General features: G+C 66.4%; 17 protein-coding genes and 1 tRNA gene. 5 read left to right on the top strand and 13 right to left on the bottom strand.

What is annotated here, in order from left to right; all coding sequences use genetic code 11:
* Positions 1–173 precede the first annotated feature (173 nt).
* Complete coding sequence (ligA, locus tag NF699_01730; GenBank protein USU05447.1) at positions 174–2,297, bottom strand: NAD-dependent DNA ligase LigA; 2,124 nt, start codon at positions 2,295–2,297, stop codon at positions 174–176.
* Positions 2,298–2,337: 40 nt separating this feature from the next.
* Positions 2,338–2,637, bottom strand: coding sequence for a hypothetical protein (locus NF699_01735; protein ID USU05448.1), 300 nt, complete (start codon positions 2,635–2,637; stop codon positions 2,338–2,340).
* 118 nt (positions 2,638–2,755) lie between these two features.
* On the opposite strand from NF699_01735, the gene NF699_01740 reads away from it, so the two are divergent.
* Positions 2,756–3,727 carry an SDR family oxidoreductase gene (locus tag NF699_01740; GenBank protein USU05449.1) on the top strand — a complete coding sequence of 324 codons (972 nt, stop codon included), beginning with the start codon at positions 2,756–2,758 and terminating at the stop codon, positions 3,725–3,727.
* 12 nt (positions 3,728–3,739) lie between these two features.
* On the opposite strand, the gene recN is transcribed toward NF699_01740, so the two are convergent.
* Together recN and NF699_01750 are read right to left on the bottom strand one after the other, a co-directional pair.
* Positions 3,740–5,398, bottom strand: coding sequence for a DNA repair protein RecN (recN, locus tag NF699_01745; protein USU05450.1), 1,659 nt, complete (start codon positions 5,396–5,398; stop codon positions 3,740–3,742).
* A 97-nt stretch (positions 5,399–5,495) separates the two neighbouring features.
* Complete coding sequence (locus NF699_01750) at positions 5,496–6,464, bottom strand: outer membrane protein assembly factor BamD (GenBank protein ID USU05451.1); 969 nt, start codon at positions 6,462–6,464, stop codon at positions 5,496–5,498.
* A 90-nt stretch (positions 6,465–6,554) separates the two neighbouring features.
* Between NF699_01750 and NF699_01755 the strand changes: the two genes are divergently transcribed.
* Both NF699_01755 and NF699_01760 read left to right on the top strand, forming a co-directional pair.
* Entirely contained in the window at positions 6,555–7,379 is an 825-nt protein-coding gene (locus tag NF699_01755) for a class I mannose-6-phosphate isomerase (GenBank protein ID USU05452.1), read from the top strand.
* A gap of 38 nt (positions 7,380–7,417) precedes the next feature.
* Entirely contained in the window at positions 7,418–8,623 is a 1,206-nt protein-coding gene (locus NF699_01760) for a glycosyltransferase (GenBank protein USU05453.1), read from the top strand.
* Here NF699_01760 and NF699_01765 read toward each other — a convergent pair.
* The 4 genes from NF699_01765 to yajC are packed head-to-tail and all read right to left on the bottom strand — an operon-like array spanning position 8,605 to position 11,914.
* Complete coding sequence (locus NF699_01765) at positions 8,605–8,973, bottom strand: MTH938/NDUFAF3 family protein (GenBank protein USU05454.1); 369 nt, start codon at positions 8,971–8,973, stop codon at positions 8,605–8,607. The genes NF699_01760 and NF699_01765 overlap by 19 nt on opposite strands.
* A gap of 10 nt (positions 8,974–8,983) precedes the next feature.
* On the bottom strand, positions 8,984–9,958 hold the full coding sequence (gene secF, locus NF699_01770; GenBank protein ID USU05455.1) for a protein translocase subunit SecF: 975 nt from the start codon (positions 9,956–9,958) through the stop codon (positions 8,984–8,986).
* 16 nt (positions 9,959–9,974) lie between these two features.
* Positions 9,975–11,576, bottom strand: coding sequence for a protein translocase subunit SecD (secD, locus tag NF699_01775; protein USU05456.1), 1,602 nt, complete (start codon positions 11,574–11,576; stop codon positions 9,975–9,977).
* A complete protein-coding gene (yajC, locus tag NF699_01780; GenBank protein USU05457.1) occupies positions 11,576–11,914 on the bottom strand; it encodes a preprotein translocase subunit YajC in 339 nt (112 codons plus the stop codon). The genes secD and yajC overlap by 1 nt, the downstream gene beginning before the upstream one ends.
* A gap of 208 nt (positions 11,915–12,122) precedes the next feature.
* On the opposite strand from yajC, the gene NF699_01785 reads away from it, so the two are divergent.
* Together NF699_01785 and NF699_01790 are read left to right on the top strand one after the other, a co-directional pair.
* Positions 12,123–12,199, top strand: a tRNA-Pro gene (locus NF699_01785).
* Positions 12,200–12,325: 126 nt separating this feature from the next.
* Positions 12,326–13,351, top strand: coding sequence for a spore coat protein U domain-containing protein (locus NF699_01790; GenBank protein USU05458.1), 1,026 nt, complete (start codon positions 12,326–12,328; stop codon positions 13,349–13,351).
* Positions 13,352–13,358: 7 nt separating this feature from the next.
* Here NF699_01790 and NF699_01795 read toward each other — a convergent pair whose 3' ends face one another.
* The 5 genes from NF699_01795 to NF699_01815 form a co-directional block, all read right to left on the bottom strand.
* Positions 13,359–13,775: a response regulator gene (locus tag NF699_01795; protein USU05459.1), complete on the bottom strand. Its 417-nt coding sequence runs from the start codon at positions 13,773–13,775 to the stop codon at positions 13,359–13,361.
* Positions 13,772–14,869 carry a GAF domain-containing protein gene (locus NF699_01800; protein ID USU05460.1) on the bottom strand — a complete coding sequence of 366 codons (1,098 nt, stop codon included), beginning with the start codon at positions 14,867–14,869 and terminating at the stop codon, positions 13,772–13,774. The genes NF699_01795 and NF699_01800 overlap by 4 nt, the downstream gene beginning before the upstream one ends.
* Positions 14,870–14,941: 72 nt before the next feature.
* Positions 14,942–16,393, bottom strand: coding sequence for an efflux transporter outer membrane subunit (locus NF699_01805; GenBank protein ID USU05461.1), 1,452 nt, complete (start codon positions 16,391–16,393; stop codon positions 14,942–14,944).
* Between the two features lie 7 nt (positions 16,394–16,400).
* Positions 16,401–17,978 carry a multidrug efflux MFS transporter gene (locus NF699_01810; protein USU05462.1) on the bottom strand — a complete coding sequence of 526 codons (1,578 nt, stop codon included), beginning with the start codon at positions 17,976–17,978 and terminating at the stop codon, positions 16,401–16,403.
* Positions 17,975–19,156, bottom strand: a complete 1,182-nt coding sequence (locus NF699_01815) for an HlyD family secretion protein (protein ID USU05463.1) — start codon at positions 19,154–19,156, stop codon at positions 17,975–17,977. The genes NF699_01810 and NF699_01815 overlap by 4 nt, the downstream gene beginning before the upstream one ends.
* Positions 19,157–19,174: the final 18 nt, after the last annotated feature.

Consider the following 19,174-nt stretch of genomic DNA (forward strand, 5'->3'; position numbering starts at 1 on the left):
GCGCTCGGAAATCGCGGCTCGTCGTTGTGCCGTTGCCGCGGCCCATGTCGGCTGATTATTGCGAGTTTGTGACATTGGCGAGTCGCGAACGACGTCAGTGCATCTTCCCTTTTTGTGCGTTGCAAAAACGCCACGCTTTCAGTGGTTTTGTTCGCCAAAAAGGCACCGACGTCTTAAGCCGTTTCGGCCACGATTTCAGACCATTGCGCTTCGGTAATGACGGCTACGCCCAAGTCCGCCGCCTTCTTCAGCTTCGATCCCGCATTCGCACCTGCGATGACCAGATCGGTCCTGGCGGATACGGAACCGGATATGCGCGCGCCCAGCGCTTCCGCCTGCGCCTTGGCCTCGTCCCGGCTCAGCGTTTCGAGCGTGCCGGTGAAGACCAGCGTCTTGCCGCTGACCGGCGAGGCGCGGGTCTCCCAGACGAGATCGGCGGGCGTGACCTGCGTCAACAGGTCGGACACCGCGTCGCGGTTGTGGGGTTCGGCGAAGAAATCGACGAGCGCCAGTGCGACCTCCGGCCCGACCTGCTTGGTATCGACTACCGTCGCCAGCGCCTTGGCCACGCGGGCGCGATGCTTGTCGTCGGCTTCGCCGATCGCGGGCGGGGTGGCGTTGCGTTCGGCGATGGCGCGCGCGACCATCTCCATCAGCCCGGTCCAACTCGTCCAACGGCGGGCTAGGTCGCGCGCGGTGACTTCGCCGACGTGACGGATACCCAGCGCGAACAGGAAGCGATCGAGCGAGGGGCGTCGCTTAGCATCGATCGCCGCGATCAGATTGCGGGCGGACACCATCGCCCACCGTTCACGGGCAAGCAGGGTGTCCTCAGTCAGACGGTAGATATCGGCTGGCGTGCCGATCAGACCATCGCGGAAGAAGCTTTCGATGTTGGTGATCCCCAAACCCTCGATATCTAGGGCGTGGCGGGAGGCGAAGTGGCGCAGGCGCTCGACCCGCTGGGCCGGGCAGATAAGGCCGCCGGTGCAGCGAAAATCGACCTCGTCGGGCTCGCGTTCGGCGGTCGATCCGCATTCGGGACAATGCGTCGGAAACGGCCAGCGCGCGCGCGCATCGTCGCGCGACAGGTTCTCGACGATTTGCGGGATGACATCGCCCGCGCGTTGCAGGACGACGCGATCGCCCGGATGCACGCCCAGCCGCCCGACTTCGTCGGCGTTGTGCAGCGTAGCGTTGGTGACGACGACCCCCCCGACGGTGACCGGTTCCAGTCGCGCGACGGGGGTCAGCTTGCCGGTGCGCCCGACCTGGATATCGATGGCATTGAGTATCGTCTGCGCGCGTTCCGCCGGGAATTTGTGTGCGATCGCCCAACGGGGGGACTTGGCGACCTGTCCGAGCCGCTGCTGCCAGTCGAGGCGATCCACCTTGTAGACGACGCCGTCGATGTCGAAGGGCAGGTCGGCGCGCCTGGCCTCGATCGTGCGGTAGGCGGCGAGTGCCTGTTCGACCGTATCGACGCGGGTGAAGCCCTCGGCGATCTTAAGGCCCCAATTGCGGATCGCATCGACCACGCCCGATTGTGTATCTGCGGGCAGTGCGGACACTTCTCCCCATCCGTGCGCAAAGAATTTGAGCGGGCGGCTTGCGGTGACGCCGGCGTCCTTCTGTCGAAGCGAGCCTGCGGCGGCGTTGCGCGGATTGGCGAATTGGCGCGCTTTGGCGGGATCGACTGCTTCGGCGAGCAAACGGTTGTTGAGGGCGGCGAAATTTGCCTTCGCCATATAGATTTCGCCGCGGATTTCGAACACCGCGGGTGCGTCGCCGTGCAGGTGCTGCGGAATGTCGTCGATCGTACGAACGTTGGCTGTGACGTCTTCGCCCGTCGTGCCGTCGCCACGGGTGAGCGCCTGTACCAGCACGCCCGCTTCGTAGCGCAGCGAACACGACAATCCGTCGATCTTGGTTTCTGCAGTCAGGGCCACGGCCTCATCTTCGGCGAGGCGCAGGAAGCGGCGGACGCGGGCGACGAATTCCCGCACCTCATTGTCGTCGAACGCGTTGTCGAGGCTCATCATCGGACGGGCATGCGCGACTTTGGAGAGATGCCCGGCAGGCGCGGCGCCGACCTGACGACTGGGTGTATCGGCGCGGATCAGATCGGGGAAGGCGGCTTCGATCGCGGCATTGCGGCGCACCAGAGCATCATATGCCGCGTCGGCGATCTCCGGCGCATCATGCGTGTGATAGGCACGATTGTGATGCGCGATCGTAGCGGCGAGCGCCTCCAATTCGGTGGCGGCCTGTTGCGCGGTTTCGGGCAGGTCGGTCATGGCAGCGGGGTAGGGGATCGATGGCCCGTCTCGCAAGCAGTCACAGCCAGAATGCGGGACAGATGGTGGTGATGACGGTCGACAGCAGCAGCGGAACGACGGCGACATGCCAGTCGAACGTCGCCATCGTCTCGATGCCCTGGCGCAGGTTAACGGCAGCGACCGTCAGGGCCGCAAGGCACCACAACAGCCACAGGCCGGCATGCGGCGGCTGTCGCCACGCGAGATCGATGGCGAGCGCTGCGACGGCGACGAAGCCGAGCGCCGCCGCGAGCATCATGATGGCGCCCAGCGGCAGCATCGCCAGCGCGATCCGCGATTCCATGTCCCTGCCGCGCATGGGCGGCTTCCTCGACGCCCGGCGTCTTTCTGGCAAGTGGTTGAGTTAATTTCGAACCTGCGATGAACCAACCGGGTCGGCACGCGATTCTGTCACGAACATACCGGGAGCTTCCGCCATGACTGACCAGACCAATCGCCGCGATCTGTTCAAGGGTGCCGCCGTCGCAGGCGTCGCCGCAGCGGCAGGCCCCGCTTTCGCGCAGGCCGCACCGCCATCCGACCCGCAAACGAAATACACCAGCCAGCCATTTCCCGAACAGCGCCAGAAGTGGCCGGCACTCCAGCGCGAGATGCGGCCGGTGCCGGACTGCGGTGAGGCGAGCTACCGCGGATCGGGGCGACTGACCGGCCGAAAGGCGCTGGTCACAGGTGGCGATTCGGGGATCGGTCGCGCTGCCGCGATCGCCTTCGCACGGGAAGGCGCGGACATAGCGATAAATTATTATCCTACCGAAGAACCCGACGCTCAGGATGTCGCGAAGCTGCTCCGCGCCGAGGGCCGAAAGGTGGTGCTGATCCCGGGCGATCTGACCGACGAGAAGTTCTGCCGCGATCTGATCGCGCGCGCCAATCGGGAGCTTGGCGGGCTGGATATTCTGGTGAACAACGCAGCATACCAGCAGTCCAAGGCCTCGATCGCGGAGATTACGGCCGAACAATTCGACCGGACAATGAAGACCAACCTGTACGCGATGTTCCACCTGTCCAAGGCGGCGCTGCCGCTGATGAAGCCGGGTGCGGCGATCATCAACACCGCGTCGGTCAATTCGGTCGACCCCGGCGAGGAACTGCTCGACTACGCCACGACGAAGGGGGGCATACTGATCTTCACCAAGGGACTGGCGAAACAGGTCGCCAAACAAGGCATTCGTGTCAACGCGGTGGCGCCGGGGCCGGTGTGGACGCCGTTGCAGGTCGCCGGAGGGCAACTGCCGGGTAAGCTCGGAGAATTTGGGCAGGATACGCCGCTCGGCCGTGCGGGGCAGCCGGTCGAACTCGCCGGGCTATACGTGACGCTGGCCGATCCGATGATCAGCTTCACCACTGGCAGCGTGTTCGGCGCAAACGGCGGCACCGGCGCGATCTGAGCCTTAGGCGGCTCAGGCCGTCTCCAGCAACCGCTTCGCTTGCGCGCGGGCTTCGTCGGTGACGACCGCGCCGGACAGCATGCGTGCGATCTCCTCGCGACGTTCGTCCTCGCCGAGGCTACGAACCCCGGTGCGGGTGACGATGCCGTCGTGGCTCTTGGCGATCAGGAAATGCTCGGCACCGCGTGCGGCGACTTGCGGCGAATGGGTAACGACTAGCAGCTGAGTGTGTTCGGCGAGCCGCGCAAGGCGTTCACCGATTGCGCTCGCCACCGCCCCGCCGACCCCGCGATCTATCTCATCGAAGATCATCGTTGCCGCGCCGCCTTCCTCCGCAAGCGCAACCTTCAGCGCCAGGATGAAGCGGGACAGTTCCCCGCCCGATGCGACCTTTGCGAGTGGGGCGAAGGGGGCGCCTGGATTGGTCGCGATTTCGAACTCCACCCGATCCTTGCCGTGTGACGACCAGCCGTCTTGCGATGAGGTGACAACGACGGTGCGGAACCGCGCGGCGTCGAGCTTTAGCGGAGCAAGCTCGCCGGCAACGACGGCGTCGAGCCGTTCGGCGGCGGCATGGCGGCGTTGCGACAGGATATCGGCGGCGGCGTCGTAATCCGCCCGTGCGGCGGCGACAGCAGTTTCAAGCAGGGCGATGCCGTCTTCGCCTGCATCGAGCCGCTCCAGCTTCGTGCGCAGTTCTTCGGTGAGTGCGGCGAGCTCGTCGGGTTGCACGCGATGTTTACGCGCCATGCCGCGTAATTCGAACAGTCGCGCTTCGTCGTCCTCAAGCGCACGCGGGTCGAACGCGAGATCGCGGCGGGCCTCGACCAATTGTTCCTCGGCCGTCGACGCCTCGATCACCGCGCGGTCGATCGCGGCGAGTGCTTCGCCGAGCGCGGCATGATCGCCGGCAATCCGTTCGAGAACGCGCGCCGCCTGTCGTAATCGGGCGAGTCCGCCGTCCGACCCCTCCAGATACGAATCGATCGCAGCGAGATCGTCGGCGACCTTTTCGGCACGCTGCATTCCCCGGCGTTTATCGGCGAGCGATTCCTCTTCGCCGGGTTCGGCGGCCAGAGCGGTCAATTCGCCGACGGCATGCTCCAGCCATTCACGGTCGCGCGCGGCCGTCTCGATCTCCGCGCGCGCGTCAGCAAGCTTCGCCTCCGCAGCCCGGAACGTTGCCCAGGCGCGTGCGGTATCATCGGGATCGACCCTGCCGAAGGCATCGAGCAGAACCCGATGGCCACGTGGGTTGAGGAGGCCGCGGTCGTCGTGCTGGCCATGTATTTCTACGAGCAGGGGTGCCATTTCGCGCAGCAGGGCGGCGCCGGCGGGCTGATTGTTGACGAATCCACGGCTGCCACCGTCGGCCTTGACGATGCGGCGGATCAACAGCGGTTCGCCGGGTTCGACCTCCACGCCATTGTCGTCGAGCAATGCGGCGAGCGCCCCGGCGGGCGGATCGAACGTGGCGGTGACCACCGCCTGCGCCGCGCCGTGGCGGACGAGGCCGGTTTCGCCGCGACCGCCGAGCGCCAGGCCAAGGGCATCGAGCAGGATCGACTTGCCCGCACCGGTTTCGCCGGTCAGCACATCGAGCCCGGACTGGAATTCCAGATCGAGCGCCTCGATCAGTACCACATCGCGAATGGACAGCGCAGTCAGCATCTCCGCCGATATAGCGTGCGTTGCGGCGATGTTGATCCTTAAATGTTCCGTTCCCGCAGGAAAGTGAGCAAGAGCCGGACGTTCCGGCTCCTTCCCCTTACGTCGTCGGCGTTTCCGTCGTCGGGACCGGCGCGCCGTTCGTCCCGCCGCTCGGCGCGACCGGCGTCGGCGGAGCGGGTGCTTCCGCCTTGGGAGTCGTGGTGCCGGATTCGCCGGGCAGCGACATATTCTGCGATCCCGGTGTCCCGACCGGGACAACCGGCTGCCCGGGCGCGACGGCGGCCACGGCCTGCGGCGGATGCTTCTGCATCAGCTTGTAGGCCTGACCATACCAGTCGCTGCCGGGATAGTTCGCCCCCAGTACGGCCGTCGCCTTCTGCGCCTCGTCGGGCAGTCCGACGGCGAGATAGCTCTCCGTCAGGCGCATCAACGCCTCCGGGGTGTGGGTCGTCGTCTGGTATTTGTCGATGACGGTGCGGAAGCGCAGCGTTGCCGCCAGCCACTGCCCGCGCGTCTCGTAGAAGCGCCCGATCTCCATCTCCTTGCCGGCGAGGTGATCGTTGACGAGGTCGATCTTCAGACGGGCGTCGGACGCGTAACGGGAGTTGGGATAGCGGCGCGTCAGTTCGCCCAGCGCGTTCAGCGCCTGCAGCGTGATCTTCTGATCGCGGGTGACGTCGCGGATCTGTTCGTAATAGCTGAGCGCGACGAGATAATAGGCATAAGGCGCATCGCGGTTGCCGGGGTGGACGGACAGGAAGCGCTGCGCCGACTGGATGCTCTCGGTATAGTCGCGATTAAGATAATAGCTGAACGCGCTCATCAGCTGCGCGCGGCGGGCCCAAACCGAATAGGGGTGCTGGCGCTCGACCTCGTCGAACAGCACCGCCGCTTCCTTGTAGCGCCCCTGATCGAGCCGCTTGCGCGCGGTCGAGTAGAGCGTGCCGACGTCGCGGGCGACATAGGGCAGGTCGGACTTCGCACGATTGCGGGCGCAGCCCGCAATGGGAAGCGCGAGGACGGCGATCAGCGCTGCGGCAAGCGCCTTGGACTGTGGGGTACGCATCGGCTAAGGCTCTTAGCGTAAGCGCGGCCTCGCGAACAATCCCTTCCGTCGCACGTTGCGCTCACTGGTTTCGATCACGAAAGGACCCGCATGCCCGCTACGTTGCTTCATACCCATCGCGTCGAAAAGCCGTGGGGCCGGCACGATCTGGGCTTCGGGTTCGAGGACGCGCCGAAGGACGGCGCGCCGGTGGGCGAAATCTGGTTCCAGGAACCGGGCGACACCACGCCCGACCTGCTGATCAAATATCTGTTTACCGGACAGAAGCTGTCCGTGCAGGTCCATCCCGACGACGAGCAGGCACATGCCCGCGGCCTGCCGCGCGGCAAGGACGAATGCTGGACGATCCTGGCGGCCAAACCCGATTCGACGATCGCGCTGGGACCGAAGGCACCGATGACGGCGGAGCAGTTACGGGCCGACGCGCAGGACGGGTCGATCGAGGACGATCTCGACTGGGTGCCGATCAAGGTCGACGATTTCTATTATGCGCCATCGGGAACGATCCATGCGATCGGCGCCGGACTGACGCTGATCGAGGTGCAGCAGAACAGCGAGACGACGTATCGCCTGTACGATTACGGCAGCGATCGCGAATTGCATCTGGATGACGGTGTCGCGGTGTCGCACCTGACGCCGTATCGGCCCATCACGTCTCCCGGCGCGGCCGGCGCGGGACGCGACATTCTGGTCGAAGGGCCGAAGTTCGTGCTGGAGCGCTGGACCGGCGGAACGCGCGACGTCGCGCTGGCGGAGGGTCAGACCGGCTGGCTGGTGCCGATCACCGGATCGGGCGCAGTCGCGGGCGTCGCCTTCAAGGCGGGTGAGTGCGTGACCGTCACCGGCGCCGAGACGATCACGACCAGCGCCGACGCCGACCTGTTGTTCGCCTATCCAGGCACGACGCGTATCTGACGGAAAGCGTTAACCCCGAAGCATTAGCGTGGCGCCTTATGCTTCGGGTCCTGACACTCTCCACCCTGTTCCCGGACGCGACGCGACCAAATTTCGGCATTTTCGTCGAGCGGCAGACAGCCGGACTGGCGGCGACGGACGGTGTCGAGGTGAAGGTGGTCGCGCCGATCGGCCTGCCACCGGGGCCGCTGGCGCTGATCCAGCATGCCGACAAGCTGTCGCTACCGGAACGCGAGATGTGGCGCGGGATCGACGTGTACAGACCGCGCTTCACCAGTATCCCGGCAGTGGGCGGGCGCTGGCACGCGCACCATCTTCTGCGCGCGCTGGAGCCGCTGCTGGACAGGATCCGGCACGATTTTCCGTTCGACGTGATCGATGCGTCGTTCTTCTTTCCCGATGGCCCCGCGGCGGTGGCGCTGGGCGAACGCTATGGCGTGCCCGTATCGATCAAGGCGCGGGGCGCCGACATCCATCACTGGGGGACGAGCGGAGCGACCGCCGCACAGGTCGTAGCGGCGGGGCAGGCGGCCGACGGGCTGCTGGCGGTCAGTGCGGCGATGCGCGCCGACATGGCCGGCATCGGGATTCCGGGCGAGCGCGTCAGGGTTCATCATACCGGCGTCGATCTGGACCGCTTTCGTCCGATCGATCGCAGGAACGCCAAAGCGGCACTGGGCGTGGACGGCCCGCTGGTGCTGTCGCTCGGCGCGCTCATACCGCGCAAGGGGCATCACTTGGTGCTGCACGCGATCGCCGTTTTGCCCGGGGTAACGCTGGCGATCGCCGGTCAGGGGCCGGAGCACGGCCGGTTGAAGGCCCTGGCGGCGGAACTGGGCGTGGCGGATCGCGTGCGACTGCTCGGCGGGATCGCGCATGCCGACCTGCCGGCGATCATCGGTGCGGCAGACGTCATGGCGTTGGCCTCGACATCCGAAGGGTTGGCCAATGCGTGGCTGGAGGCGCTCGCGTGCGGAACGCCGATCGTGATTTCCGATGCCGGCGGCGCGCGCGAGGTCGTGCGGACGCGTGATGCAGGGCGGATCGTCGCCGGCAATCCCGCCAATATCGCGGTTGGCATCGCCGACGTGCTGGCGCATCCGCCCGAGCCGGACGCCGTGCGCGCTGCTGCAACCGATTTCACATGGGAAGCCAATCGCGCCGCGCTGGTGGCGCATCTGGCCGCCCTGGTGGCGCGGGGAAGGCGGCGGACGCCGCGGCAGCGTCAGGCGTCGAGAGGATAGAGCGCGGCGCCGATGACCCGACCTTCACCGCGCAGCACACCCCAGGCGCGGGCAGCGGCGCGGCTATCCATCGCCTCGACCCCGATTTCGCGATCCTCGATCGCGCGGACCAGCCCGACCGGCGGCCGGACCAGCGTGCCGCCCGTACCGATCAGGATGAATTCGGGAGCCAGATCGATCAGCGGCTGCAACGCCGATTCGTCCAGCAGGTCGAGCGGCGGCGGCGTCCATTCCGCCGCCGTTTCCGGCGTCAGCAGCAGCGCGCTATAGACCGTTTCGTCATCGACGCGAAAACCGCTGCCGGCAAAGCCGCGGACGATCGGTCCGCCGGCCTGCTGTTCCCGCTCCATCCGCATCGCATCAACGCTCCCGCGGGGCGACCCGCTCGGCGTTGTCCATGCTGCGGCGATCGGGGCGCTCCGTCGTGTCCGGCTCGGCGCGCAGGCCGAGCGTGATGAGCAGCGACGACGACACGTAGATCGACGAATAGGTGCCGACGACGATGCCGAGGATCATCGCGGCGGTGAAGCCGCGCAGCACGTGGCCGCCGAGCGCCAGCATCGCGACCAGCGCGAGCAGGATCGTGACCGAGGTCATGACGGTGCGTGGCAGCGTTTCGTTAACCGACAGATTGACGATCTCGCGCATCTCCATCTTGCGATAGCGGCGCATGTTCTCGCGGATGCGATCATCGATGACGATCTTGTCGTTGATCGAATAGCCGATGATGGTGAGGACCGCCGCGACGATGTTGAGGTCGAATTCAAACTGGCTCAACGCGAAGAAACCGACCGTCATCAGCAGATCGTGGACGATCGCGACGATGGTCGAGACGCCGAACTGCCATTCGAAGCGGACGATCGCGAACAGGCCGATGCCGAGCACCGCGAGGACGACGGCAAGTACGCCGTTGCGGATGAGCTCGCCCGAAACCTTGCTCGACACGGTCGAATAGCGGCTGAACGTCGCGCCGGGAAACGCCTGCCCGAGCGCCGTTTCCACTTTCTTGACCACGGCGTTGGTGGCGCCTTCATCGGCACCGTCCTGCACGGGCAGACGGATGACCAGCGTGCGCGGATCGCCGAACTGCTGGAGCGCGGCATCGCCGACGCCGAGATTGTCGACGACCGTGCGGACCTTGTCCTGATCGGGCGGAGTCGGGAACTTCTCCTCGATCATCAGGCCGCCGGCGAAGTCGACGCCGAAATTCAGGCCCTTCACGCCGGTGAGGCCGACCGCGAGGATGCTGAGCAGCAGGGTCAGCCCGAACGCCCAGCCGCGTAACGAGACGAAATCGATGTTGGTGTGATCGGGTACGATTTTCAGGAGGCGCATATCTTGGCCTTTCGCCTCAGATGTTGATCGTCTTGGGCTTCTCGCGCCGGATCCACAGCACGACGAGCATGCGCGTGAACGTGACGGCGGTGAAGACCGAGGTGACGATGCCGATCAGCAGCACGACGGCGAAACCCTTCACCGGGCCGGAGCCCAGGATGAACATGATGATGCCCGAGATGGCATGCGTCATGTTGGCTTCGAAGATGGTGCGGCTAGCTTCCTTGTAGCCGAGTTCGACCGCCTGGACGACGGATCGCCCACGACGGCGTTCCTCGCGGATGCGTTCGTTGATCAGCACGTTGGCGTCGACCGCCGTACCGATCGTCAGCACGAAGCCGGCGATGCCCGGCAGGGTCAGCGTCCCCTTCAGCATCGCGAGGACGCCGAGGATGACGAACACGTTGATGACGACCGCGAGGTTCGCATAGAGGCCGAAGCGGCCATAGGTCAGGAACATGAAGACGACGACGAGCGCGACCGCGACCGAGCAGGCGAGGATGCCGGCGCGGATCGAGTCGGCGCCGAGATCGGGTCCGACGGTCGATTCCTCGATGACCTTGAGGGCGACGGGCAGCTTGCCCGAGCGCAGCGCGATGGCGAGTTCGTTGGCGCTTTCGACGGTGAAGCCGCCGTTGATCACCGCATTGCCGCCGAGGATCGGTTCGTTGATGTTCGGTGCGGAGATCACCTTGTTGTCGACGATCATTGCGAACGGCTTGCCGGTGTTCTGCTGCGTCACGCGGGCGAAGCGGTTGCCGCCGACCGCGTTGAACGTGATCTGGACGTTCGGCTGGTTGGTCTGCTGGTCGAACGCCTGACGCGAATCCGCCAGCTGGTCGCCCGAGATGATGACCGAGCGCTTGACCGCGATGAAGGGAATGCCCGACGGGTTGCCGGGGTAGGGGAGCACCTGGCTGCCGATCGGCGCGATGCCCTTGGCGAGCTGCGCCGGATCGTTGGCGGTCGTATCGACGAGCTTGAATTCGAGGCGTGCGGTCTTGCCCAGCAGGTCCTTCAACGCCTGCGGATTTCCGAGGCCCGGCACCTGTACGAGGATGCGGTTGTCGCCCTGGCGGACGATGGTCGGTTCGCGGGTGCCGAGTTCGTCGATGCGGCGGCGGACGACGTCGGTCGCGTCCTCCATCGCGGTCTTGATCGCCTCGTTCATCCCGGCCTGCGTCGGGCTGAGCACGAAACGGCTCGAATCGACGACCTGGATGTCCCATTCGCGCTGGCCGGTCATGCCTGCGCCGCCGCCGGTGATGCCGAGCAGGCGTTCGCGCGCCGCGTCGACCTGGCTCGGATCGCGCAGCATGAAGCTGATCTGGTTGTTGCGCGTCGAGATGTCGCCGATCTGGATCCGCGGCGTGCCGTTGCGCATCGTGCCCTGGATCTGTTCGCGCAACGCCTCGATCCGCGTGTTCGCGAGATCCTGCGTATCCGCTTCCAGCATCAGGTAGCTGCCGCCGGCAAGGTCGAGGCCCTTGTTGACGCGCGGCGCGAACGGCCAGTTGGCCGTGGTCGATTCAGGCAGGAACGTCGGGATTGCCAGCGCGCACAGCAACGCCAGCACGGCCCAGATCGACACCACCTTCCAACGCGGGAAGTCGAGCATCAGTCGTTCGCCGGCTTCGAGTTGAGGCCGGTCACCTCGGCGATGGTCGCCTTGACCACGCGGATGCGGGTGTTGGGGGCGACCTCCACCTCGACGATCGCGTCCTCGACCCTGGTCACGCGGCCGATGATGCCGCCGGCGGTGACGACGCTGTCACCCTTCTTCACCGCGGCGACGGCGGCCTGCAGCGCCTTCATGCGGGTCTGCTGCGGGCGAATCATCAGGAAATAGAAGACGATGAAGATGAGCAGCAGCGGTGCGAAGCTGATGAGCGAGGCGAACCCGCCGGATTCAGCGGCGGCGCCGGCGGTCTGGGCATAAGCTGGGGAGATGAACATCTGATCCGTGCATGGCTGATCGGCAGGAGAAATCCCCCCGCACCTGAAGCGCCGCGCGCTAGCATCGCTTGGGGTTCTGCGCAACGGAGGGACGTGGCGAGGTTGCGGTGGAGGGTGTGTCGCGCAAAGGCGGCTTGCATCGCCGCACCGACCCGCCTACAGGCCCCGCTCCGGGATCGACGGCCTTGTGGCGATCGGTCCCGTCGGTCGGGGCGTAGCGCAGCCTGGTAGCGCATCACACTGGGGGTGTGGGGGTCGCAGGTTCGAATCCTGTCGCCCCGACCATTTCATCCGGCGGATCGTCGGACAGCCGGCGCCGGGCGGCCGCAAAAACATCCAATTCGATTTCGTAACAGGTCGTTTACCGGCCGATCCGCATGTCGGCGACAGATGATCGGCGCCGGGGGTTTGATGTCGCGTTTTCGTTGGATCGGTCTGTTCGCGGCGATGGCGGCGGCCTGTTGCGCCACGCCGGCAGCGGCGGCGCTGTGCAATGCGAGTGCCGCCGCGACCAGGAATGCGGGGCCCTATTCGCCCGCAGCGGTGCAGGCCGGCAAGGTGCCTGCCATCGTCGGCTCGGCTGGCCTGACCTGCGATGCGAGCCTGCTGGTGATCCTTGGCAGCAATTCGGTCCGCGCGACCTTTTCCAGCCTGAACGGGTTGAAGCTGAAGGGGGCGTCGACGGATATCGCCTACACCGCCGCGGCCGATCCCGGCGGTACGGTCGCGCTGACGCAGGACAAGACGACCGAATACATGCAGAACAACGTGATCAACGCGTTGGGCCTGCTGGGCGCGAACAACGGGATGATGCCGCTGTACCTGACGATACCGAGCGGCGCGCAGCCACCGGTCGGCCAGTACAAGGACGTCATCACGATCACGTGGGACTGGCGGATCTGCCGAGGAATCTCCGCGCTGATCTGTATCGGCGGGTACGAGACGCCGCCGGTGCCGGTCAAAAGCGTGATCACCGTCACGCTCGACGTTCAGGCGGTGACGATGACGATGGCGCTGACGTCCGTCACGACGTGGGACCCGGTGAAGGGCACGGCGGCGCCGCTGGACTTTCCCGGCGCCAAGGGGCGGACGACGCTGCGGGTGGACAATCCCGATCTCGTGCCGCTGGACGGCGTCGTGTTGATCTACAAGGTTCCGAACCGGACCAGCGTCGCGCTGGACGGCGACGGGACGAACGCCCCCGTGATCGGCTTTGCGGATGGCCAGCCGTCATCCGGCATCGCGTTCAATTATACGCCCGGCAGCACGACCGACGATGTCGATTTTTCCACCGACAACGGCGCGACATGGGCCTATGCGCCGGTCGCGGGCAACCGGACGTCCGAGGCCAACGTCACGCATCTACGGTTCAGGCCGCGTAACGCGCTGAACCCGTCGAGCGGATTTTCGGTGTCGTTTCCCTATCTGGTCCGCTGACGCGGCATCAGTAGAGCGTCAGCATCGACGGCATCCGTGCCGGCGTTTCGCCGCGGGTGATCGCATAAGCGGCGTTCACGGCATCGCCCAGCGTGGCGTTATGGAACGGCTTGGCGATACAGCCGAGGATCAGGGGGTGGCCCGCACCCGCCGGACAATTGCCGCTGAGGAAGATGCTGGGAATGCCCCGCCCGGCAAGTGCCTGCGCGACGGCGATGCCATTGTCGCCCAGGGCCAGCTTCACGTCGCATAGAGCCATATCGGGATGCTCGCGATCCGCCGTCTCCAGCGCGGAGGCCAGCGTATCCGCAATGCCGACGACCCGATGACCGTGCAGCGTCAGCGCGTCCTCCACCAGCATCGCGACCAGCGCCTCGTCCTCGACGACGAGCAGTTTGAGCGAGCGCGGGATGGCTTCCATCATCGGTGATCCAGTGGAATGCTGAGCGTTGCGCCTTCGGTGCCGACCGCGATCGTCCCGCGCAACTGCCGCAGCAACGCCGTCTTCATGCGGGCGGCAGCACCCTGCCGATCGTCCCGCGGTGCGAGATTGGCGAACGTGACATGCAAGCGGCCCGCGTCGACGGCTATCGCGATCGCGACGGGATCGTCGGCTTTGCGACCGTCGAGTAACGTGTGGATCAGCAATGCCAGCGCGGTCGCCATCTCGACCGGAACCGGCGGTGCCGCATGGATCCGGCCAAGCGCGACACCGTCGCCGCGCCCTTCAACCACCCCGGTCAGCAATTTGCCCAGATCGATCGCGTCGGGGGTTTCGCCGGCGTAGAGCGGACGATGCGCGAGCGCGAGCACTTGCAGGCGATCGACGGCGCGTGCCAGCGGTGCCCGCGCGTCCTCGTCCGCATCGGCGAGTTCAACCGCCACCAGCCCGACCGCCACCTGCAATGCATTGCGGACGCGATGATTCAGTTCGGCGAGCAATCGTTCGCGGGCCTCGACCCCGTCACGCAGTTCCGCCTCGGTCTGCAACCGATACTTCGCGAGCGCGACGTAGTGACAGACGGTGTGCAGGAAGCTGATCTCGTCGGCGGTGAAACAATTGGCCCAGCGCCGCCCGAAACCGAGCGTACCCAGCAGCCGGTCGCCGTGCAGCAACGGCGTGCAGACATAGGCGTCCAGCCCCAGCTTCTTGACGAATGCGTGCAGGGGATCGTCCGACGATTGCACGTCTGTCGCATGAACCGGTCGCCGATCCCGTGCCACGCAACCACAGACTGCCTGACCGAGCCGCAGTTCGGCGCCGTCGCGCGCCTCCGCCGCGGTCATGCCGCCATGCGCTTCGAGGACCAGCCGATCGTCTTCCAGCCGATAGTTGAAGAAGATGTCGAGCCGGAGTTCTCGGCGGATCAGCGCGAACAGCTCGTCGACCATCGCCGCCGGGCTGCCCGCCGACAGCAGTCGTTCGGCGACATCGGCCAGCAAGGACAGATATCGCTGCGGTACGGACCCATGCGGATCGTCCACCGGGATCGCGGTCGGCGTTTCGACGGGGATCATGACCGACCCTTAGGCCCCCGACGCCCGGTCAGGCAACAGTCGCTGTCGGTATCACGCTGATCAGGATAGATTTTATGCCGCCGGGTAGGTCCAGCCCAAACCCAATGCCTTTTGCAGCGATACGAAATCGCCGGTCAGGCTGGCGAGGCCCGCGGACAGGTTCTGATCCGCCGCCACGCGGCTGCGTTCGGCGTCGAGCGTATCGATCAGCGTCGCGGTGCCGGCGCGGAAGCGTTGCTGCATCAGGTCGGCCGCACGGTCTGCGCTCGCCTTGCTGCGCATCAGGCTGGCGACCGTTTCCCGCCGATGGCCGAAGCGCGACAGCGAATCCTCGGCGTCGCGCAATGCCGTCAGCACGGCACCGCGATATTGCGCCTCCGCTTCGTCACGCTGCCCCTCGGCCTGATTGATGCGCGCACGGTTGCGGCCGAAGTCGAGCACATTCCATTGCAGCATCGGCGCGGCGATGCCGAGCAGCTTGTCCGGGCTGATGTCCGACAGCTGAGTGCCGCCGAGGCCGATCAGCCCCAGGATATTGAGCCGCGGGAAGCGCGCCGCATCGGCGATGCCGATCTGCGCCGTGCGTTGCGCCAGCTGGCGTTCGGCGGCGCGGATATCGGGGCGGCGTTGCAGCAAGGCGGTGGCGTCGCCGACCGCGACCTGCGCCGGTGGCAGCGGCACCGGTGCGGGCTGCGTCAGCACCGCATCGAGTGCGCCCGGCTCCTGCCCGGTCAGCACCGCGAGCGCGTTGAGGTAGCTTTCGAGCTCGGCCTGCAACGGCACGATCTGGCCATTGGTCGCCTCGACCTGCCCGCTCAGCCGCTCGACGTCGAGCGCGGAGGCGGCACCGCGATCGAACCGCTGCCGCGTGAGCGCGAGCATCTGCTGCTGCATCCCCGCCGATTGCTGCGCCAGCGTGATCCGCCGCTGCCGGTCGCGCAGATTGATATAGGCCTGTGCCACATCGGCGGTCAGGCTGACCTGCGCATCGGCGACGTTCGCCTCCGCCGCCTGTGCCTGCGCCCGTGCCGCCTCGACCGAGCGGCGGCGGCCGCCGAACAGGTCGACTTCCCAGCTGGCGTCGAAACCGAGGTTGTAGACATCGACCGCACTGGCGCCGCTATCGCTGCCGCTTCCACCCCCCGCACCGCCGCCGGTCGCATCGCCGAGATCGATTCCGGGAACGCGGGCGTGGAGATAGGTCGCCGAAACGTTGGCGTTGGGTGCCTGATTGGCGCGCTCCAGTCGAAGCGACGCACGCGCCTGCCGCAGCCGGGCCTGCGCGACCGCGATATTGGGGTTTGCCGCAAGCGCGCGGTGTTCGAGATCGGTCAGCGTCGCATCGTTGAGCTGCGTCCACCATGCGGCGATAGCGGGCGCAGCGGGGCTGGCGCTCTGGCCACCGCGTCTGAAGCCGGTACTGCCGGACGTGTCGGACAGCGTCTTCGGCGGGCCGGCGTAGTTCGGTCCGACGGTGCAGGCACCCAGCGTCAGAGCGAGGGCAAGAAGGGGAAGGGTACGCATCATCGCCTCAATGCATCGCCGCGACTTTGCCATGCGGCAGCGGGCGGAGGAACAGGACCAGCGGCACGACACAGCAGATGCCGACCGATAGCAGCCAGAACAGATCGTTGTAGGTCATCACCAGCGCCTCGCGCTGGATCGTGCCACCCAGCGACTGGATCGCGGTGGCGGTATCGCCGAGCGACCGGGCCGTCCCCGCGAGGTAATCCTGCAAGGCGACCGAATTGGCGTTCAGCGTTTCGTCGATGCGGCGGCTGTGCAGGTAACTGCGCTGGTCCTGCAAGGTCGCGATGCCGGCGAGCGCGAACGACCCGCCGATGTTGCGCGCGGCGCTGAACAGACCGGCAGCGTCGCCCGCTTCCTCGGGACGAACCGAAGCAATCGCGGCCTGATTGAGGAAGACGAAACCCAAGATGGTGCCGACGCCGCGCAGCAGCTGCGAGTCGGTGAAGGCGCTGCCCACCGAGTCCGCGGTCAGCGTCGTGTCGAGGTGACAGCTCAGCGCCATCAGCAACAACCCGGTCGCCACCGCGAGCCGGATGTCGAGGCGGCGGATCATGATCGGCACCAGCGGCATCATCAACAGGCTGGGGATGCCGCTGAGCAGCACCACCTTGCCCGATTGCAAAGCGTTATAGTCGGCAATCGCCGCCAGGAACTGCGGAATGACGTAGCTGCTGCCGTACAGCACCATGCCGAGCACCAGGCCCATCGTCGCGACGCTGCCGAACTGGCGGTCGAGCAGCAGCCGCAGCTTCACCACCGGCTTCTGCGAGATGAACTGCCCGGCGAACAGCATCACCAGCCCTAACACGGTAAGTGCGGTGAGCTTGATGATCAGCGCCGACTGGAACCATTGTTCGCGTTGTCCCTCTTCGAGCACCACGGTCAGTCCGCCGAGGCCGAGCGCCAGACCGGCGATGCCGAGCCAGTCGGCCTTCAGCAATTCGCCGAGGTGGGCCTTTTGATGCGGCAGGCCGACCAGCAGCAGCACGAGCAGGAGCGCGCCGACGGGGATGTTGAGGAAGAAGGCGTAATGCCAGCTGACGTTTTCGGTCAGGTAGCCGCCGATCAGCGGGCCGAGCACCGGACCGAGGATGGCGGTGACGCCGAACAGGGCGGTGCCGATCGGCTGCTGCGAGCGTGGCAACCGGGTGGCGATGATCGTCATCGCGGTCGGGATCAGCGCGCCGCCGGTGATGCCTTGCCCGGCGCGCCCGACGATCATCATCGTCAGCGAGGTCGAGAGGCCACACACAACCGAGAAAGCGGTGAACAGCACCGAGGCGATGAGCAGGAAGGTGCGCAGGCCCAGCACCCGCTCCAGCCACGCGGCCAGCGGGATGATGATGATCTCGGCGACCAGATAGGAGGTCGCGATCCACGTGCCTTCGGTGCCGCTGGCGCCGATCTCACCCTGGATCACGGGCAGAGCGGAATTGACGATCGATATGTCGAGCGTCGCCATCAGCGCACCGAGGCTGCCCGCCGCCACCGCCAGCCATGCGCCGAGGTCCGCCTTTTCAGGCGTATCGAGATTCCGTCTGGCAGGAGCACGTCCGGCCGGGGCGGCGGCGCTGCTCATCGCGCGCGCCGCTGGTTATGCCGCTCCTGCTCGTCCTTGATGCGCTGGACAGTGCCCTTGGCGGAGCGGGTATCGACCGTGACGTCCGCCGACATGCCCGACACCAGCAGCTGGCGGGTTTCCTGACCGGCGTCGATCGCGATGCGGACCGGAATGCGCTGGACGATCTTGGTGAAATTGCCGGTCGCATTCTGTGGCGGCAGCAGCGAGAATTGCGCACCGGTGCCGGGCGACACACTCTCGACATGGCCGCGGATCTCGACGCCGGGCAGCGCGTCTACTTCCAGCGTCACCGGCTGGCCGACGCGCATCAGGCCGAGCTGCGTTTCCTTGAAGTTCGCCTCTACGTACAATTGCTGCACGGGGACGACGGACATCAGCCGCGTACCGGCCTGGACGAACTGGCCGATCCGCACCGTCTTGTCGCCGACACGGCCGTCGATGCTTGCGCGGATGATCGTGGCGCCGACGTTGACGTTGGCGGCCTCCAGCTGGGCGCGACTCGCCTGACCCTGCGCCTGCGCCTGCTGGACCTGCGCCTGCAACGTCCCGACGCGACGGGTGGCGCTGACCAGGGCTGCATTGGCGGCGGCGACCTGTGCGTCGGCCTGACGCGCCTGATTGATCAGTTGCGACAGCTTCTCGCGCGTTTCGGCGCCCGACGCGGCGAGCGGCTGGTAGCGGACGACCTCGGCATGCGCGAAGGCGGCGTCGCTGCGCGCGGCGGCAAGGTCCGATCGCGCCTTGTCGATCGCCGCCTGTTGCTCGCGGATCTGTGCGCGAACGCCCTCGGCATTGGCGCGGGCGACGTCGATCTGCGCCTCGACCTGCGCGGCCTGCGCGCGATAATCGCGCGCGTCGATCCGCAGCAGGGGATCGCCGGCCTTCACCTGCTGGTTGTCGGCGACGAACACCTTGTCGACATAGCCGGACACCTTGGGCGAGATCGTGACCGCGTCTGCCTGGATATAGGCGTCGTCGGTGCCCTGCATGAATTTGCCGACGCTCTGGTAGCGAACATACCACAGCACGCCGCCGATCACCGCCGCGGCGAGCACCAGCAGCAGGATGATGCGGACTTTCGGACTTTTGAGCGGCGACGGCCTGGTGGGAGCGTCCTCCGCACTCTGGTCGTGCGATTCGCTGCTGTCATCCGGCTGTTGCTCGTGTTCGGCCATGCGCTTCATCTTTATCGG

The sequence above is a fragment of the Sphingomonadaceae bacterium OTU29LAMAA1 genome, assembly GCA_024072375.1.
Taxonomy (GTDB): Bacteria; Pseudomonadota; Alphaproteobacteria; order Sphingomonadales; family Sphingomonadaceae; genus Sphingomonas.

Bases quoted from the DNA above. Each gene is read 5' to 3' on its own strand.
- NF699_01735 (USU05448.1), bottom strand. From the start codon at position 2,637: ATGCGCGGCAGGGACATGGAATCGCGGATCGCGCTGGCGATGCTGCCG.
- NF699_01790 (USU05458.1), top strand. From the start codon at position 12,326: ATGTCGCGTTTTCGTTGGATCGGTCTGTTCGCGGCGATGGCGGCGGCC.
- NF699_01740 (USU05449.1), top strand. From the start codon at position 2,756: ATGACTGACCAGACCAATCGCCGCGATCTGTTCAAGGGTGCCGCCGTC.
- NF699_01810 (USU05462.1), bottom strand. From the start codon at position 17,978: ATGAGCAGCGCCGCCGCCCCGGCCGGACGTGCTCCTGCCAGACGGAAT.
- NF699_01795 (USU05459.1), bottom strand. From the start codon at position 13,775: ATGATGGAAGCCATCCCGCGCTCGCTCAAACTGCTCGTCGTCGAGGAC.
- NF699_01805 (USU05461.1), bottom strand. From the start codon at position 16,393: ATGCGTACCCTTCCCCTTCTTGCCCTCGCTCTGACGCTGGGTGCCTGC.
- ligA (USU05447.1), bottom strand. From the start codon at position 2,297: ATGACCGACCTGCCCGAAACCGCGCAACAGGCCGCCACCGAATTGGAG.
- NF699_01815 (USU05463.1), bottom strand. From the start codon at position 19,156: ATGGCCGAACACGAGCAACAGCCGGATGACAGCAGCGAATCGCACGAC.
- NF699_01750 (USU05451.1), bottom strand. From the start codon at position 6,464: ATGCGTACCCCACAGTCCAAGGCGCTTGCCGCAGCGCTGATCGCCGTC.
- NF699_01760 (USU05453.1), top strand. From the start codon at position 7,418: ATGCTTCGGGTCCTGACACTCTCCACCCTGTTCCCGGACGCGACGCGA.
- NF699_01765 (USU05454.1), bottom strand. From the start codon at position 8,973: ATGGAGCGGGAACAGCAGGCCGGCGGACCGATCGTCCGCGGCTTTGCC.
- yajC (USU05457.1), bottom strand. From the start codon at position 11,914: ATGTTCATCTCCCCAGCTTATGCCCAGACCGCCGGCGCCGCCGCTGAA.
- NF699_01800 (USU05460.1), bottom strand. From the start codon at position 14,869: ATGATCCCCGTCGAAACGCCGACCGCGATCCCGGTGGACGATCCGCAT.
- recN (USU05450.1), bottom strand. From the start codon at position 5,398: ATGCTGACTGCGCTGTCCATTCGCGATGTGGTACTGATCGAGGCGCTC.
- NF699_01755 (USU05452.1), top strand. From the start codon at position 6,555: ATGCCCGCTACGTTGCTTCATACCCATCGCGTCGAAAAGCCGTGGGGC.
- secF (USU05455.1), bottom strand. From the start codon at position 9,958: ATGCGCCTCCTGAAAATCGTACCCGATCACACCAACATCGATTTCGTC.
- secD (USU05456.1), bottom strand. From the start codon at position 11,576: ATGCTCGACTTCCCGCGTTGGAAGGTGGTGTCGATCTGGGCCGTGCTG.